At 53.6% G+C, this 15,684-nt stretch carries 19 protein-coding genes; 6 read left to right on the forward strand and 13 right to left on the reverse strand.

The features are described 5' to 3' along the window. Positions 1-49: 49 nt before the first annotated feature. On the forward strand, positions 50-592 hold the full coding sequence (gene phaP / locus VLV32_02195) for a TIGR01841 family phasin (protein HUL40708.1): 543 nt from the start codon (positions 50-52) through the stop codon (positions 590-592). A 442-nt stretch (positions 593-1,034) separates the two neighbouring features. Next, a complete protein-coding gene (locus VLV32_02200; GenBank protein ID HUL40709.1) occupies positions 1,035-1,241 on the forward strand; it encodes a DUF6494 family protein in 207 nt (68 codons plus the stop codon). Positions 1,242-1,257: 16 nt separating this feature from the next. On the opposite strand, the gene VLV32_02205 is transcribed toward VLV32_02200, so the two are convergent. From VLV32_02205 to orn, 3 genes are read right to left on the reverse strand one after another with little or no spacing between them, the layout of a single operon-like run. Then, complete coding sequence (locus tag VLV32_02205) at positions 1,258-2,085, reverse strand: NAD(P)-binding domain-containing protein (GenBank protein HUL40710.1); 828 nt, start codon at positions 2,083-2,085, stop codon at positions 1,258-1,260. A 41-nt stretch (positions 2,086-2,126) separates the two neighbouring features. Next, on the reverse strand, positions 2,127-2,657 hold the full coding sequence (locus VLV32_02210) for a TIGR02281 family clan AA aspartic protease (GenBank protein HUL40711.1): 531 nt from the start codon (positions 2,655-2,657) through the stop codon (positions 2,127-2,129). A 37-nt stretch (positions 2,658-2,694) separates the two neighbouring features. Beyond that, entirely contained in the window at positions 2,695-3,240 is a 546-nt protein-coding gene (gene orn / locus VLV32_02215; protein ID HUL40712.1) for an oligoribonuclease, read from the reverse strand. A gap of 69 nt (positions 3,241-3,309) precedes the next feature. Between orn and VLV32_02220 the strand changes: the two genes are divergently transcribed. Together VLV32_02220 and VLV32_02225 are read left to right on the forward strand one after the other, a co-directional pair. Beyond that, positions 3,310-4,557, forward strand: a complete 1,248-nt coding sequence (locus VLV32_02220) for a M48 family metallopeptidase (GenBank protein ID HUL40713.1) — start codon at positions 3,310-3,312, stop codon at positions 4,555-4,557. Positions 4,558-4,588: 31 nt separating this feature from the next. Further along, positions 4,589-4,897 (forward strand): hypothetical protein, encoded by a 309-nt coding sequence (locus VLV32_02225; protein HUL40714.1) that lies wholly within the window; start codon positions 4,589-4,591, stop codon positions 4,895-4,897. 8 nt (positions 4,898-4,905) lie between these two features. On the opposite strand, the gene VLV32_02230 is transcribed toward VLV32_02225, so the two are convergent. From VLV32_02230 to VLV32_02250, 5 genes are all read right to left on the reverse strand, one after another. Continuing rightward, positions 4,906-5,838: a CobD/CbiB family protein gene (locus VLV32_02230; GenBank protein ID HUL40715.1), complete on the reverse strand. Its 933-nt coding sequence runs from the start codon at positions 5,836-5,838 to the stop codon at positions 4,906-4,908. Positions 5,839-5,910: 72 nt separating this feature from the next. Continuing rightward, on the reverse strand, positions 5,911-6,417 hold the full coding sequence (locus tag VLV32_02235) for a GreA/GreB family elongation factor (protein HUL40716.1): 507 nt from the start codon (positions 6,415-6,417) through the stop codon (positions 5,911-5,913). A 693-nt stretch (positions 6,418-7,110) separates the two neighbouring features. Further along, positions 7,111-8,298, reverse strand: a complete 1,188-nt coding sequence (locus tag VLV32_02240; GenBank protein HUL40717.1) for a patatin-like phospholipase family protein — start codon at positions 8,296-8,298, stop codon at positions 7,111-7,113. A 20-nt stretch (positions 8,299-8,318) separates the two neighbouring features. Then, positions 8,319-8,747: a hypothetical protein gene (locus VLV32_02245; protein ID HUL40718.1), complete on the reverse strand. Its 429-nt coding sequence runs from the start codon at positions 8,745-8,747 to the stop codon at positions 8,319-8,321. 303 nt (positions 8,748-9,050) lie between these two features. Further along, entirely contained in the window at positions 9,051-9,668 is a 618-nt protein-coding gene (locus VLV32_02250) for a CoA pyrophosphatase (GenBank protein ID HUL40719.1), read from the reverse strand. Between the two features lie 734 nt (positions 9,669-10,402). On the opposite strand from VLV32_02250, the gene VLV32_02255 reads away from it, so the two are divergent. Then, a complete protein-coding gene (locus tag VLV32_02255) occupies positions 10,403-11,299 on the forward strand; it encodes a fumarylacetoacetate hydrolase family protein (protein HUL40720.1) in 897 nt (298 codons plus the stop codon). 16 nt (positions 11,300-11,315) lie between these two features. Here the strand turns inward: VLV32_02255 and VLV32_02260 are convergent, their stop codons facing one another. Together VLV32_02260 and VLV32_02265 are read right to left on the reverse strand one after the other, a co-directional pair. Further along, positions 11,316-11,729 (reverse strand): hypothetical protein, encoded by a 414-nt coding sequence (locus VLV32_02260; GenBank protein ID HUL40721.1) that lies wholly within the window; start codon positions 11,727-11,729, stop codon positions 11,316-11,318. Between the two features lie 108 nt (positions 11,730-11,837). Further along, a complete protein-coding gene (locus tag VLV32_02265) occupies positions 11,838-12,266 on the reverse strand; it encodes a thioesterase family protein (GenBank protein HUL40722.1) in 429 nt (142 codons plus the stop codon). A 108-nt stretch (positions 12,267-12,374) separates the two neighbouring features. On the opposite strand from VLV32_02265, the gene VLV32_02270 reads away from it, so the two are divergent. Further along, positions 12,375-13,574 (forward strand): pyridoxal phosphate-dependent aminotransferase, encoded by a 1,200-nt coding sequence (locus tag VLV32_02270; protein ID HUL40723.1) that lies wholly within the window; start codon positions 12,375-12,377, stop codon positions 13,572-13,574. Positions 13,575-13,838: 264 nt separating this feature from the next. Here VLV32_02270 and VLV32_02275 read toward each other — a convergent pair whose 3' ends face one another. The 3 genes from VLV32_02275 to VLV32_02285 all read right to left on the reverse strand — a co-directional run bounded on the left by VLV32_02275 (position 13,839) and on the right by VLV32_02285 (position 15,650). After that, positions 13,839-14,000, reverse strand: a complete 162-nt coding sequence (locus VLV32_02275) for a hypothetical protein (protein HUL40724.1) — start codon at positions 13,998-14,000, stop codon at positions 13,839-13,841. A 20-nt stretch (positions 14,001-14,020) separates the two neighbouring features. Continuing rightward, positions 14,021-14,719 carry a transglycosylase SLT domain-containing protein gene (locus VLV32_02280; GenBank protein ID HUL40725.1) on the reverse strand — a complete coding sequence of 233 codons (699 nt, stop codon included), beginning with the start codon at positions 14,717-14,719 and terminating at the stop codon, positions 14,021-14,023. 592 nt (positions 14,720-15,311) lie between these two features. Beyond that, a complete protein-coding gene (locus VLV32_02285) occupies positions 15,312-15,650 on the reverse strand; it encodes a histone-like protein 2 (GenBank protein ID HUL40726.1) in 339 nt (112 codons plus the stop codon). Positions 15,651-15,684 lie beyond the last annotated feature (34 nt).

Below are 15,684 nucleotides of genomic sequence, written 5' to 3' on the forward strand. Positions count from 1 at the left end.
ACTGCAGATGCTTTAACCACTTGATAATTTATTTTTTAAGGAGATAACCATGTTTAACGTACCTGAGCAATTGGTTGCGGCCAACAAGAGCAACCTGGAAATTGCGGCCGGAATCACCGCCGCCACGCTCGATGCCGCAGAACGTTTGTTTGATCTGCAATTAACGGCGGCTAAGAACAGTCTGGCGGAAAGCACCACAAACGCCAAGGCTCTGATCTCAGCCAAGGACGCACAGGAAGTTATGGCGTTGCAGTCTGCGATCGCTGAGCCCGCGTTTGAAAAAGCCCTGGGGTACTCGCGGCGCGTGTATGAACTGGCGACCGAAACCCAAGCCGAAATCTCGAAGCTACTTGAAGAACGCGCTACCGAATTCAACAAGGCGGTGGTCGCCGCTCTGGATAAGGTTGCCAAATCAGCTCCAGTAGGATCCGATGTTGCAGTCGCCGCCATTAAATCGGCAATGGCTGCTGCCAATTCGGCCTACGGCACGATGACCAAGACCGCCAAGCAAGTCGCCGAACTGACTGAGGCCGGTGTCGCCGCGGCGACCAGCCAAGTGCACCACACCAAGAAGAGAGCCGCTCAAAGTTAAGTCTCCATCAAGCTCGCAAAGCCCCCGTGTTCAACCGGGGGCTTTTTATTTGCAGGTAAGAATCCAAGCGTAGGGCGGCGTAAAGCAATTTCACGCTACATTTTTGGCGGACTGAAGCCCAAATCATGCGCCGCGCATCCAGCCCTGCGATCTGGAGAGCGTTAGTGGCATACCGGGAGGCCATGGTGCCGCCGGCCTGTGCAAGCTGTCACACAGAGTTCAACAGTACTCCGAAAAAACTTCGCTGGGTGTAACTTGCAGACTGTTTGACTGTTCGCAAGGTCCGGGTCGGCAAATGACTCACAGCACCCTGGCGTTGCGGCCTCTTTTCCCGCGCAAAGACAAAGCCACAGGATTCCAAGACCCGCGACTTAAATGGTTACCGGCTTAATCAATTAGTGTTAGTCTTGTAACGCCCTCTCCAATACCCACAAGGACCGTTATGAACGAAGAAACATTTAACTTAAGCATCCGAAAGTTTCTGAAAATGGTCGGCGTTAAGTCGCAGCATGAAATCGAACAAGCGGTACACAAGGCGTTGGCTCAAGGATCGATTTCGGGCAAGGACACCTTGCCGGCAAGCATGAACTTGCGCATTGGTAAGTTGAAGCTCGACGTCAAATTCGACGGTGAGATCAGTCTGGATTAATTGCCGCGTATCGCGTTCAACCCGATTTGGCTTGCGCAATGCCGAGCAACGCGGCAATTTGCTGTTGGAATAGGCGCGAGCCCTGGTCCGCGAAATGCAGGGCGAGTGCCAGATTGAGCGCCGGCGTCATTTGCTGACGCAGTCCTGCCAGTTGTTGCGGGTCATTTGACCTGATACGGGACAGGATATTTGATTCGTTTAGAAACTCAACGGCCAGTTCTTGAACAGCGGCCTGGTCGGCACTGCCAATTTGCCAGACTTGCGCCATCATCGGTAAATCAACGGCAAAACTTCCGCTCATTCTGACTGCCGCCAGACTTTGATACAAGGTTTGCGCTACGGCGTACTCCAGGCGTCTGCGCACCTGCTCCACAAAATGCCCTGAACCGCTCGGCCCGCAATGTACCCAGCGCTGCGGCGAGAGCGCGTCAAAATGCGGTTTGAGCGTTTCGATCACCTGCGCTTCACCGCCGACCATCAGCGCGCAATGCGTGCCGTTGCTCGATAATCCGGCATCAACCAACTTTATTTCGCGTTCAGCCAGCTGCTTGGAGCGACGCACAGTATTCCGGTAATGAATAACGGAGCAATCGATGACGACGTCCTGGATTTCAAGCAGCGGCTCAAGGTGTTCGAGGCAAGCTGCAGCTCCAGGCATAACCCACAGCTTGCGCGGACTGCGTACGGAGGTCATGAGCTCCTCCAGGCTGTGGCAAGATTGAATTTCGCAAACTTCGGCGAACTTGATGCCAACGGCAGGTTCGGGGTCATATGCGGCCAAGCCGAATCCGTGTGCGTGCATGATGCTCGCCAGGCGTTTCCCGTCTCCGCTCAGTCCGATCACTCCGACTTTTTGCAGTTGATTTCTCCCTAAAAGAGCCGCGGCTAATGGGCCGTGCCGGCGGCGGGCTGCTTCAAGATCAAATGTCCATCGCGCTGGGTAAATTCCAGGCGCCTCAGAAAACTCATACCGAGCAATACGGTTTGCTGGTCAATGCCGTCGCTCGCCACCGCGCTCACATCATGCAACTCGATCGGGCCTACCCGTACGTCGGAGAGTCGCGTCAAATAACCGATTGCGTTGCCGTTCGCCGTGTCAAGCATAATCGCGGCGCCAAACTTTAACCCCAGCTGTCGGGCAAGCTGCAACGGCAGCGCAACCTGAGTCGCACCGGTATCCACGAGGAACGTCACCTTAGCGCCGTTGATCTCACCATCTGCGACATAATGTCCGGCGCGGTTGCGCTTCAACACCAGCTCACCGCTTTGCCGCTGCAGCAGTGCTTGCGGATTGGGATTAAATTGTCGCTGCTCCCAGCCGTTGAAATACCAGTACACCAGCCCGATAATCAGCAACCAGGCGATGATCAGCATGATAATTCCGCTGCGGCGCTCCGGATTTTTCTGCAGTTCCATGAGACGGCTATCGGGATCGACTTACAGACCCGTGAAATCACAATTTAATAAAATGCTCCCGATAATATTTCATTTCCTCTATCGATTCGTAAATATCCGCCAGCGCTTCGTGCTTGCCCTGCTTGAAAAGCCCGCCCGCAATTTCAGGCTTCCAGCGTTTCACAAGCTCCTTGAGCGTACTGACATCGAGGTTGCGGTAATGAAAATACCCCTCCAACTGCGGCATATACCGCGCCAGGAAGCGTCGGTCCTGGCAGATCGAATTGCCACACATCGGGGACGCTTTGGGAGGCACGTGCTGCGCCAGGAAGCTCATCATCTGCGCCTCGACCTCGGCCTCCCCCAAGTTCGACACCTTGACCTTGTCAATTAACCCTGTTTTGGCGTGCGTGGATTTGTTCCATTCATCCATCGCATCCAACAAAGCGGCCGGTTGGCGCACGATCAGTACTGGTGCTTCCGCCATAATATTCAGATTGCTATCCGTCACGACCAGCGCAACTTCAAGGATTTTATCGATGTCCGGATTGAGTCCGCTCATTTCCATGTCAATCCAGATGAGATGACTTGCGTCTTGTGCCATAATGTGCTCTCGAAATTCTAAAGACTTATTGTGTCATAACCTCGCGCCTTCCGTTACTCGAGCTTACGCATGCACGTTTTTACCGCAGTTTTCCTGGTCGCCTTGCTGCTTACTACCGCGGCCCGCCTGTGGCTTGCAATCCGTCACATTCACTACATCCGTGGGCACCGCGATACCGTGCCGCAGGAATTTGCGACGCAAATCAACCTGGCGGCTCACCAAAAAGCCGCCGATTACAGCTGCGCCAAAACCAGACTCCATATGGTGCACGCTGTCGTCGACGCGCTGTTGCTGCTTGCGCTTACGCTAGGCGGCGGGCTCCAGCTGCTGAGCGACGCTTGGGCCGGATGGCTGGGAAACGGTCTAGCATTCGGCATGGCGCTCATAATCAGTGTGGCGGTGATTGTCAGCATCATCGAAATCCCGATTGATATCTACCGTATTTTTGTTATCGAGGCCGGATTTGGATTTAACCAGATGACTCCGGTCCTGTTTATCGTGGACCTGCTGAAGCAAGCCTTGCTCGCGACCGTGTTCGGGGTGCCGCTTTTATTCTGCGTCCTGTGGCTCATGGCGAAAATGGGAACATACTGGTGGTTTTATGTTTGGCTTGCGTGGGTCGGTTTCAACGTGCTGGTGCTCGCCATTTATCCCACCTACATCGCGCCACTATTCAATAAATTCTCTCCGATGGAAAATCCCGAGCTCAAAACTCGCGTGGAGCAGCTGCTCGCCAGGTGCGGTTTCAAGTCACAAGGATTGTTTGTGATGGACGGCTCAAAGCGCAGCAATCACGGCAACGCCTACTTTACCGGTTTCGGCGCCGCCAAGCGGATCGTTTTCTTTGACACGCTGCTTTCCAGGCTGGAGCCCGCGGAAATCGAAGCGGTACTGGCACACGAATTGGGTCATTACAAGCTGTACCACGTGATCAAGCGGATGCTTTGGACATTTGCGGTTAGCCTGGGCTTTCTGTGGCTCTTGGGCATGCTGATAAACGAGCCGTGGTTTTATCAGGGACTCAATGTCACGACTCCATCCACTGCGATGGCACTGCTGCTGTTTTTCATGATCACGCCGATTTTCACTTTCCTGCTGCAGCCGCTGCTGAGCGCCTACTCGCGGATGCATGAATACGAAGCAGACCAATACGCGGTGCGGTTTGCGTCGGCTTCAGATTTAATGCGGGCACTGGTAAAACTTTATAAGGATAATGCATCGACCCTCACGCCGGATCCACTGCATTCCGCGTTTTATGACTCCCACCCGCCGGCGACGCTGCGCATCGCCCGGCTGCAAGGTGCGGTGCATAATTAGATCCTTCAGTTAATTCAATGAAAGGAAAAACGTGAACGCTCGGTTCGTGACGGCATTACTGCTGTTCGCCGCTATACCGGCCGCCGCAGATCCATTCGCCAACGGCGACGCGAAGTTAGGTGAAAAACTGGAGCAGAAATCTTGCAGAGGCTGTCATGTGTCCATGTTTGGGGGAGATGGGTCGAAGGTGTATACCCGCCCTAACCGTATCGTCAAGACACCGCAACAGCTGCTTTCTCGAATCGATACCTGCAATGCCAATACCAACGCTGGTTTGTTTCCGGAAGATGAAGTCAACATCGCGGCATTTCTCAATCAGCACTATTACAAGTTCAAGTAGCAAGCGTATTAGCCGCGCGCCCAAACCGCGAGACCGAATAGCAGCAGTACCAGCAGCCACAGGACCACGGCGCGCCATACCAAGCCTATGGCGCTTTCCAGATGCTGGACATCGGCTTCGTCGCCGAGCCCGAGCTCGGGACGATAGCTGAGGCTGCTGTCATATTGGTGCAGCGGTTCTCCCAGACGTACGCCCAATGCCCCGGCTCCGCTCGCCAAAATAACGCCCTGCTCGGCGTCAATCCATGACATTGCTTGTACACGCCAGCAGTGCAATGCATCCTCGAAATCACCAACGATAGCGAAGCTTATTGCGGTAAGCCGCACGGGCACCCAATCAATCCAATTGAATATTCGCACCGCAAAGTTGCCAAATCCGGCAAGCTGCACATCACGGCGGCTATCCCATTTCTCGCTCAGAACCGATGCAAAGCGGTACAACACGGCTCCAAGCGGGCCCGGCAATACAGCAAACCAGAATATCACACCAAACACGTAGCGGTGGGAACAAACCAGGCCGTCTTCTATTACCACCCGCACAATTTCATTGGTAGAAAACTGAGTCGCTTCTTCTCGGCGCCATTGGCTCAGCAGTACTCGTGCTTGCTGCAAGTCTCCTTCGCGCAGTGCCTTATGGATGCGGGTGAAGATATGGCTGAACTGTCGAAAACCCATGGTCGCGTATAGCAGCATCACGTTCCATAGCCAGCCAAGAAATGGATGAAGTTTGGTCAGAACATAGTAAACCGCGCCCGCAACAAATAGAGCAGGGAATATCGCGGCAAGCCAGGCTATTATGCCTTGATAGCTCGCACCGGCGTTGAGGCGGCGCTGCAGGAAATCAGCATAGCGCGCGTACCACTCGTAAAATCGGTTGTCTGGTCCAAGCGGATAGAATTGCTCGATTATGAGCGCTGCGATTACTGCAAAGACGAGGCTCATTAGACGAATGAATTGTTATGGAAATAACAGGACACCATTTCACCCTGTGCCCCGGACAACGCGTACGCTCCCTCAATCGCGCGCATAGCGAATTGCGGTGACCTCCAATTCCAAATTCCCTGCAGGGCGTTTCCAAACCACGTTATCGCCCACCCGCGCACCAATCATTGCGTGGGCAAGGGGCGAATCCCAACTCACTTTGCCTTTGGCTACGTCTGCTTCGTCTTCTCCGACGATAGTGAATTCGCGCGCTTCGCCGTTTTCATCCTGTACGCTCACGCTCGCGCCAAAATGCACTTCACCCGCGGGCTGCGTAGCCGGATCGACTACAATAGCGCGCTCGAGGCGCGCCTGAAAATAACGCAAATCCCGCTCCACCTGCTTGAGTTGTTGCGTGGCAAGCGGATCATCGACATCCGCGGCGAGCGCTGACCGCTGCTTGATCAATGCCTGGCTGCGCTCCTGCAGCTGCGCATAACCCTTTGGCGTAACGTAATTGGGATGCGGGCTTTGCGGGCGTTCCGGCAATTCATCTATTGCTGGTTTGTCATCTTGCTCTTTGACAAAGGCTCGGCTCATAGCAAATTTCAGTGGTGTATTGTTGTAGGTCCAACGTTGAAATTAACGGTGCGGCTCGATGGTGCAAAAACTTCCGGCAAAAAGACTCCTGTACTGATACATGTCGTGTATTGCTGCAACTACTGCTCGCCCGGTTCTATGTTTGATAGACATACCGTTCATTTCGCTTTTGACCGCCCTAATGTGATGTTTGTTTCACTATAGGTAACGCTGCGCGAATTTGCGAGCCAGTTTTTAATATACAGCAAAGGCGCGCAATTTGTGAAGCAATGAATTTTCCGGTGAAACTTTTCGTGTTAACTCAAAATCAACGCCGCAATTGTCACGGACCTGATCCCTTCGCGTTCAATCCTGTCCAAACCGCCGGCGAATCGGGTTAGGTAAGGCATACAGCACGCGCCTCATTCGAGTATCAAAAATTGTGCAGACATCGCGCGGTGGACCGCGCCTTACCGGCGGGGTTATCAGCCTGGAAACGCCGCCAAACGCCTGAGCACCGTATTATTCACCACACACTTGGGTCGCAAACTCCGCGCCGATTTTCTAGGCCGCGCGTCTCTATATAAAGCCCGGCCGCTGGAGTGTGACACGATCGAATCGAAGAAAGTCAGTGCCGGACTGCCCAAAGCTTATAACTCTATGCGGGGCGGAATCGCCGGGCGAAACCCGATAAGGACAAGACCGGGCAAATTTCTAGGCTGCGACGCCGGTCGGAGCAAAACCGAGAAACGTCAGGATTTCCTGCTCCTTGCGCATCGTATCATGGTAACCCAGATCTATAAGTTCGCGGCAGAACGATTTTTCAAATAATAAATAGCTCGCCAGGTTGGACCCGCTGCGCCGAGTCGCGCCCACACCGTGCAATAAAAAGCGGATGGCGCGCGGCAAAGTATGCACATGCTTTGCCGCGATGGACTCGATTGCCTCGCTTGGGGAAATCAACAGCACGTCTACGTGATGCAACGAAATTTCGCTTTTCTCAAGGGCTGTAGGAGGAACCAACTGTAATGTCTTATTGATACGCTGCAGCCGCTCCAGATCCACTTCCATGCTGTCGAGAAAAATGCTGTTCAGGGTGTGGCCGGCGATTTCGGCCAACGACGGGTATCCTTCTGATTTGACCCGCTTACCTTCCTCTCCCAGGGTCACGCCCACTACCAGCACGCGCTCCGCGCCCAGATGCAGCGCCGGGCTGATTGGCGCGTACTGGCGCATTGAACCGTCCCCGAAATACTCGCGGTTGATACGGACCGCTGGAAACATGAATGGAATCGCCGAGGAGGCAAGCAAGTGCTCGAGGCCGATTTGCGCAGGGATGCCTAGGCGGCGAGCGCGTTTCCACGGCGTCAGCGTGGGCACGCCTTGGTAAAAAGTGACGGATTGCCCGGAAGTGTAGCCCGAAGCTGTGATACTCAAGGCGTAAAGCGCACCACGGTCAATGCTCTCCTGCACTCCTTTGAATTCAAGCTTATTCCTGAGAAGCGCCTCAAGCGGTTTGTTGTCCAGTAGGGAAGCCGGGTTGTGCTTGCCCAAACCACCAATTAGCAATGCGGTCATCCAGCGCGCACCCGAAATGAAAACCCCGGCCGGATCGGATCGATACACCTGGCCCACGTGAAAATTCCGCCATACTGCCATCAATCGCCCCACGCCTACGCGGAAGTCGGTTGCGCTAACAGCCAATGCGGCGGCATTGAAGGCACCCGCGGACGTGCCGCAGATAATTGGAAATGGATTACGGGCGTTCCTGGGTAGCAACCGCGATACGGCCCACAGCACACCCACCTGGTAGGCAGCGCGTGCACCGCCTCCGGTCAAAATAATTGCGACTTTGGGTCTTGCGGCTTGGACATCCACCTTGCTCTCTGGACCAGTATGCAATAACTGCACCCTGTTTCGGACTACGTTTTCGTATCCTTCGCCGCGCCCCGCCCTTTCACCAAATCCAGCGCGTCACGCAATGTGTCTTCGGGCAGCTTATTCAAGCCTTCAGCCAACATTTCCGCCGATGCGTAACTCTCTCGGGGCAGGCTTCTGCTGTCCATGCCGGCTACGAATACCGCGGCGGCGCCGGTAACTCGGAGCAGGGTTTGGCGCTCCGACATAAGCATCTCGATTTCAGAACGCAACATTGAAATTTCCCGGTCTTTGCGATTGTCAGGCATTGCGGCCACAATTTTTCTTTGCAAGCCGCTATATTGCCACACGTACGCGTCGCACCGCCAGATATTGCCCGAAGCCAATAGACCCATAGTGTGCAGAAATCTTGGGCCGCAATACCTGGGCGAGATCAGGAAGACGTTGCCGAACAGCCCTCCCTGCGTATTCACAGGTTGCAGCTTTTCAGCCTGTCGGCATGCCCGATACTAAAGACTTGAGGATATAAGGCGCCTCAAACAGCTTCTTTTGGCTGCAGTTCTGATTTTCCCGAGCGCTTCCGCTTCACATTTTTTGCCGTTCACTGCCACGTGGATTTGAAAAACGAGAAGCCACTTGCCACGCACCCTCGGCGGACGCTCAACAATTGCGGTGACGAGATCGCTGCGCGCCGCGGGCGCGGCGCTGTGCACGGCAGTCGTACAAATTCCTAGATGCGCAGGTCAAGTCCCTGCTCAATCTCGCGATCCAATAGTCTATTCGGACCGACTGCTCAATACCTGATAGAGGTTGTATAGAATTCCCGCGGTCGCGCCCCATATAAAGCGACGTTGATACGGCATGGCGTAATATTGCCGCGGCCTGCCCATATAGCTTATGCTATGCCGTTCATGATTCGCGGGGTCGAGAAAGTAATGCAGCGGGACTTCGAAAATTTCCTCGACTTCGAAGCTGTCGAGTTTCACGGGAAATGGCGGATTAATCAACCCTACCACCGGAGCTATTCGAAACCCAGTATGGACAAAGTAATCCGGCATAATCCCCAGAACATCTACGCTTGAGCGTGGTAACCCAATTTCCTCCTCCGCTTCACGTAGCGCCGTGTCATGTGCACTTGTATCGCCCGCCTCAGCTCTGCCGCCAGGAAAGCTGATTTGGCCGGCATGGTCAGCAAGATGCGCGGTGCGCTGAGTGAACAATACTGTGATCCCTGATTCACGGTTTATCAGCGGCACGAGCACCGCGGCCTGAATGGCATGAATGGGCTCAAACAATGCCTGCTCGGGTCTACCCTGCCACTGCGGTGAAACTACGGCCCGTGCAAGCTGGTTGACCAACCATTTGCGATTCGAACCGAGTATGTTCGCTGACATGCCGCTCACCAGAATATCCGTTTTCTATCGCGATAAACGCCGCATGGGCAGGACAATGCCGCGAGCCACACCGCTGTATTGCGGCTCTTCATTGCCATTCTCAGCACGCGAGCACAGCCCATTTCCGCTCCAGCCCGGTCCGGATAAATGGAATTCACCAATCTATTACCCTTGTTGACAGTGGCCGCAGTGCCATTTCAAGCGGTTGAGCGCTGCCGTTGAAATGCGGTTTGCCCGTGCACCACGGTCCGCCGGTTCCGGAAGGTCGCCCAGGCCACTCGAAGCATTTGCAAGGCGGCCGCAATTCGTCACGCGCATCGACAATGTCAATCTTTGACGCGACCGCGTCGGCCCGCAGGCGTTAATTGCAATGATCGTACGTATGATGGGAAGCCGGCCATCCAGTATGGCGGAAACCCAAGTATCAGCCATAGCTTCCGCTGCGTAATCGCTGCAGGAATCCATAAAGCCTAATAATAGCGCAATGCATCTCTTTGAGCCGCCGGATAGGCCTGTTATAGTTTCATTCAACAGTTTCTCAGTCTAGGATCAACTATGATGCTCAGGCTGCTGATATCGCGACCGAACGCGCTTGGGAATCGGCCCGGAAGATGATTCATGTCGCCGATTGGACCAACAGCGAATGGGCGGGCCGTTCTCCTGCTCCGAACGCTTCACTTTTGCGGATGACGCTGCGAACTAACAAAAATATTGGTTGAAAGCCGGTATCCTCGATGCGATTTCTGACTTTTGTACGCGGCGGTTCGACTCGAGTCGGCGTGTTGCGTGACAACAAGCGTGTGCTCGACTTGGAGGAGCAAACAAAAAGACTTAACTTGAAGCTTCCGTTCGATGCTTCCGATATGCTGGCGCTAATCAGTTCCGGAGCAGCAGGGTTCGCCGCAGTACGGCGTCTGCTGGAAGCAGAAACTTCGGTTCTGGAACTGGCGGGGCTCAAGTTGGTCGCACCCATTCCGCGGCCGCGCAAGAATGTCTTCTGCGTAGGATGGAATTATCTGGAACACTTCGCGGAAGGGGAAACCATACGCCACTCCGGTCACGACTTGCCGGAGCACCCGGTGTTTTTTAGCAAGACCCCAACAGCGGTGACGGGTCCCTATGACCGGATCCCATACGACGCGAGAGTATCTGAGCAAATCGATTGGGAGGTGGAGCTTGCGGTCATAATCGGCAAAAGCGGCAAGGATATCTCAGAACGCGAGGCGCCGGATTACATCTTCGGTTACACCGTTGTGAACGACATTTCGGCGCGCGACCTGCAGCGCCGGCATGGTGGTCAATGGCTTAAAGGCAAAAGTCTCGACGGCGCCTGCCCGATGGGACCGTGGATCGTGACTCGAGATGACCTCGATCCCGCAAATCTGCGCGTGGTTACCCGCGTCAACGGCATTACCAAACAGGACTCAAATACTCGTTACCTCTACTTCAAAATCCCGCGACTTATCGCCGAACTATCCTTGGGAATGACTCTAGAAGCAGGCGACATCATCTCTACCGGCACCCCCGCTGGAGTCGGTTTTGCGCGCAAACCACCCGAGTTTTTAAAGCCCGGCGATTTGCTGGAAACCGAAATTGAGGGAATCGGTCGGATGGAAAACCGCATCGGCTGAGGCAGGCTGCCTTGCTTTACATTGCGCCTAAAAGTTTCGCTGTTTTCGCGACATCCTTGGGTTTGACCCAGAAAATTACCCCATAGCGCCCTTCGCCCGCTGTCACCGCGTCCAACGCAGTAACGTTTATTTTCGCGTCCGCCAGCTTGCCCAAGGTTTCAACAATGGCACCTACGCGATCTTCTCCTTGGATTAAGAACCCGGTCTTCTTGGCGCTGAGCTTAAATCTCGCCTTTTTTGCCGCGTCCTTTAGAGCCATTGCGTTTTCAGGAATAAAGTCGACTTGTGCCCGTCCTCCTCGCGGAAAACCTGAAAAGGCAAGCAAATTCACGCTGGCATCACGCAGCGCTTTGAGCATACGCACACCCTCTCCGACTTTATTGGGCGCACTCACGGTAAAGTAGTCCACTTTGCGAATAGTATCAGGCATGTTTCCTCCTTCTGCATACACGATATATTTAATTAACCTCAATTTATTTTTAGCAAGCTTTACGGCCGTTGGCAATCCCAAAATCAAAATAGCCAGAAGCTACAGCCGTTACTTGATCATACGGGGCGTTTTTTCGGCGACTCGTGCACCAAACTTTGCGCTGTCGATGATGAAGCGTTCATGCGTGCCCGTGGAAATGGTATCGAGACCATCGTGGGCGCTAACCGAAAATTCCAGCCGGCGTCCCTCGACTTTGTCTAGTCGGACCCTCACCGTGACGGTGAGACCGGGAGGGGTGGGAGCACAGTGAGTGAGATTTACCCGAGTGCCCAACGTTTGCTCACGCGGCCAGTCGAGGCACGGGCGAATCGCCTCGATGCACGCCCACTCGACCAGCCCAACCAGGAAACCGGTTGCCAGTACCGGCGGCATTTCTCTGAACAACTGCGATTCAGGATAGAGGTATGGAACGGTCTTGGTTGCCGGGATTTCGAACTTGAATTCATACCTAAGGCCGGCCTGCAAATTTGCTCGCATAAGATTCCTTAACTCACCCCGCCGATCTTACGCCAAATTTCCGCTTTTGCGCTTGGGGAGTTGATTGAATTACAGTAAGCTTTTTACAGCATCGTTTCATGCAAGCTAATGGAAACTCTTAAAGCAGCGGCGGATATACGGGAAAAGTCGCGCATCGCGCGCAGGATGTCGGACATTCAGCCGTTTCATGTAATGGCGCTACTAGCGCGGGCGCGTGAGCTCGAAGCACAAGGGCGCTCCATTATTCACATGGAAATCGGAGAGCCGGATTTCCCGACACCACATCCTGTCGTGGCGGCAGGTATACGGGCACTGCAGCAGGGCAATATTCACTATACTCCCGCGCTCGGCCTCCCTCAGCTGCGCGAAGCAATCGCAACGTTCTATTTAAAGCGTTACGGACTTAGGATTTCGCCTGCGCGCATTATCGTTACTCCCGGTGCATCCGGCGCCCTGCTTTTGGCTTTGGGCATTCTGGTTAATTCCGGTGATAAGGTGTTGATAAGCGATCCGGGCTACCCCTGCAATCGCCATTTCGCGCGACTTATAGAAAGTGTCCCAGTAAGCATAGTAACGAGCGCCGCTAATGGTTATCAGCTTACTTCTGAACTCATCGCCCAACATTGGGAGGCCACCACTGCGGCAGCAATAATTGCATCTCCCGCAAACCCGACGGGAACTCTGCTCGGGGCGCAAAATCTGCGACTCATTGTGGAAAAGGTGCGTGCTCTGGGTGGCGCGCTTATCGCCGATGAGATCTACCATGGTCTCGTATACGACGGGGAAGCCACAAGTGCGTTGTCTGTTTCGGACGGGGTTTTTGTCATTAACAGCTTTTCCAAATATTTTGGAATGACCGGCTGGCGCTTGGGCTGGCTGGTGGCACCCGAATCCTGTGTACACGATGCCGACAAACTTGCTCAGAATATTTTTCTCGCTGCATCCACTCCTGCCCAATACGCTGCGCTTGCGGCCTTTCAACCTGATAGCATTGCCATACTGGAACAGCGCCGCGCTGAATTCAAACTCCGCCGTGACTATTTGCTGCCCGCTGTACGCAAGCTCGGGCTTGAAGTTCCGGTTAACCCCCAAGGCGCCTTCTACCTTTATGCCGACAGCAGCCGGTATGCCGATGACAGCGAAACGTTCGCTTGGGAAATTCTTGAGCGCGCCGGGGTTGCCGTCGCTCCGGGAGTGGATTTCGGCAGCCACGAAGCAAGGCAGCACGTTCGATTCTCCTACACGACTTCTTTGGAAAATCTGATGGAAGGAATCCGGCGACTGGAAATTTTCCTCCACAATAGCTGATACACGGCTGTATTCCCACTTCGACCGAGCAATCTTGAACTAGAGTGACTTCGCCTTGCCTCAACAACTCGGAATTTGAATGCCTGGCTCGTATATAAAGCCGAGAAATTCCCCTTGCATCGGGTCGAGCGATGCCCAAAAGCCTTTGTCCATTCTCAGAATTCGGCAGGATCCGGCCAAAACAACTTTGAAGCCAGGAAAGCGAGCGCCTACTATCAAAACTGTAAGCTGCTGAATCTAAGTTCTATTCTAACCAGTTGCGATTCACTTGCCGCATGAGGTGTCTACGGTCAGCCTAACGTCACGTTTTTCCAGCAGCACTGGCGGCGCCGTAACCAAGCGGTTTACCGAAAACACGTCCCAGTATTCATCGTACACATACGGGTGTTGCCGGTGCCCCCCCGCAAGGCGCACCGTCCGAACCATTGATCACCGGGGATGGAATGTCAAACTTGGTTGCGGTAATTTTTCAGGATCTGCTGCAGCCGCTGTTTTTCACTGATGACCTTCTGTGCGTACTGATTGGATCCATCGTCCAGGGCCCCATTGTACATTTGAAGCCCGCCGGTAAGGTCCCCGCTGCGCACAATGCATTCCCTCAATATTCTGGCGCCGAGCAGGATATTTGTCTCGGGCTCGAGAACCGCTTTCTCCCCGCCCGACGCAATTATTTTCTCCATATGGTACTTCGGAATCACCTGCATCAAGCCTTTTGCGCCAGCGACGCTTTCCGCGATAGGGTTAAACCTCGATTCGACCGCCATTACCGCGATGATCAGCAAAGGATCTAGACCGGTCTCCTTGCCCGCGGAGAAAGCCGCTCCAACCAAGTTCAACGTGGCATCCAAAGACACCCGATATCGCTTCGAAACAAATTCCGCGAGCGCCAGCAATTTGCCATCCTCCGGCACCCTTGGCTGCACCATGTCTTGCTGCGGCGCAGTTTCCGTCTCTTTTTGAATCGGCGGGAGCGCATATTTTGGAGAATCGACTGCAGTGGTATCAATTTGAGGCAAGTTCGCAGACTGCAGGCTCAATGCGAGCGACAGTAGACTCACCAGCAAAGCTAAGAAAATGAGCAAGCTTCGGCCCTTCCCGGGCAACGAAGCGATATGATCCATTTCGATGTGCGTAGAATTAATCATGTTTGCAAATACCTCCTCGTTTACTAGCCGATATGCTGCATAAATACCGAAATGCATCCGAGGACCATTTATTTCCTGCGGGTCGCGTGCTCAAGCGGCTTTTAAACTGATTAGGTAAGACATTGCCGCTAGGGTATTTGTGCAAAGCAGCATAATTATATCATGCTGTTTAGAAACCGGTTATTAATTTTATGCGTTAGCAATCAACTCATTATGATGCGTTGCGATATAAGTACCCGCCTAAAAACCTATAAAAATCTTGCATCTAATTCCAGCCATTTCATAACTCATTGATTAATTAATAACTATTTTTTCTGAACGCCTGTTACAATCTGCCTCTGTAGCACTCGCTTTTTAACTATGCGTTTACATTCAGTAACATGGACATTTTAGAATGTCATCGGCCCTCCAACAGATACTAAGACCAAAAAGCTTTCTTTCCTATTCCGATTTCCCGCCCCGGCGTCCAAAAATGAGCGATAATATTAGCGCTCGCCCGGATAATCCGACTCGGTGATGAGGACGCAGCACAGCGACTACGGCTAACCCCCGCTTGAAATGGAAGGGCATTTCGTAGTCGCCGCCGAATTAGTTACAATGGCCTTGACCCGGTCGGAGCAAAAGGCCAAGCCGACGGTGCTGGGGTTGACATCGGCTTTGGTGCTGGCGCCGAGGCGGGACTGGTGGTTACTGGCGCTGCCGCCGGCTTGGTGACTCTCGCCGTTTTCCGGGCAAGTCTCTTGGCCGATTTCTTTCTTACCGACTTCTTTGCTGACTTCTTTTTGGCCGCAGTTTTCCAGGCAGACTTCTTTGCCACGGCCTTCTTTTTTTTGGTTGTTTTCTTTTTGGCCAACTTTCGCATCGCTTTGCTTCTTCCTATCGTTTTTTTATTTTTACCGGCCTTCTTTTTCGATTTACGTTTCGTTGCCATAACTGCCTCCTACACTAAGGTTAAACACGGTGCT

This window comes from Burkholderiales bacterium, from assembly GCA_035518095.1.
GTDB lineage: Bacteria > Pseudomonadota > Gammaproteobacteria > Burkholderiales > JAHFRG01 > JAHFRG01.

What these genes read in the sequence shown, in the direction of transcription:
- VLV32_02250 (HUL40719.1), bottom strand. Translation starts at nt 9,668, where the DNA reads ATGTCAGCGAACATACTCGGTTCGAATCGCAAATGGTTGGTCAACCAG.
- VLV32_02270 (HUL40723.1), top strand. Translation starts at nt 12,375, where the DNA reads ATGGAAACTCTTAAAGCAGCGGCGGATATACGGGAAAAGTCGCGCATC.
- phaP (HUL40708.1), top strand. Translation starts at nt 50, where the DNA reads ATGTTTAACGTACCTGAGCAATTGGTTGCGGCCAACAAGAGCAACCTG.
- VLV32_02200 (HUL40709.1), top strand. Translation starts at nt 1,035, where the DNA reads ATGAACGAAGAAACATTTAACTTAAGCATCCGAAAGTTTCTGAAAATG.
- VLV32_02230 (HUL40715.1), bottom strand. Translation starts at nt 5,838, where the DNA reads ATGAGCCTCGTCTTTGCAGTAATCGCAGCGCTCATAATCGAGCAATTC.
- VLV32_02210 (HUL40711.1), bottom strand. Translation starts at nt 2,657, where the DNA reads ATGGAACTGCAGAAAAATCCGGAGCGCCGCAGCGGAATTATCATGCTG.
- VLV32_02235 (HUL40716.1), bottom strand. Translation starts at nt 6,417, where the DNA reads ATGAGCCGAGCCTTTGTCAAAGAGCAAGATGACAAACCAGCAATAGAT.
- VLV32_02285 (HUL40726.1), bottom strand. Translation starts at nt 15,650, where the DNA reads ATGGCAACGAAACGTAAATCGAAAAAGAAGGCCGGTAAAAATAAAAAA.
- orn (HUL40712.1), bottom strand. Translation starts at nt 3,240, where the DNA reads ATGGCACAAGACGCAAGTCATCTCATCTGGATTGACATGGAAATGAGC.
- VLV32_02275 (HUL40724.1), bottom strand. Translation starts at nt 14,000, where the DNA reads ATGGTTCGGACGGTGCGCCTTGCGGGGGGGCACCGGCAACACCCGTAT.
- VLV32_02255 (HUL40720.1), top strand. Translation starts at nt 10,403, where the DNA reads ATGCGATTTCTGACTTTTGTACGCGGCGGTTCGACTCGAGTCGGCGTG.
- VLV32_02265 (HUL40722.1), bottom strand. Translation starts at nt 12,266, where the DNA reads ATGCGAGCAAATTTGCAGGCCGGCCTTAGGTATGAATTCAAGTTCGAA.
- VLV32_02260 (HUL40721.1), bottom strand. Translation starts at nt 11,729, where the DNA reads ATGCCTGATACTATTCGCAAAGTGGACTACTTTACCGTGAGTGCGCCC.
- VLV32_02220 (HUL40713.1), top strand. Translation starts at nt 3,310, where the DNA reads ATGCACGTTTTTACCGCAGTTTTCCTGGTCGCCTTGCTGCTTACTACC.
- VLV32_02280 (HUL40725.1), bottom strand. Translation starts at nt 14,719, where the DNA reads ATGATTAATTCTACGCACATCGAAATGGATCATATCGCTTCGTTGCCC.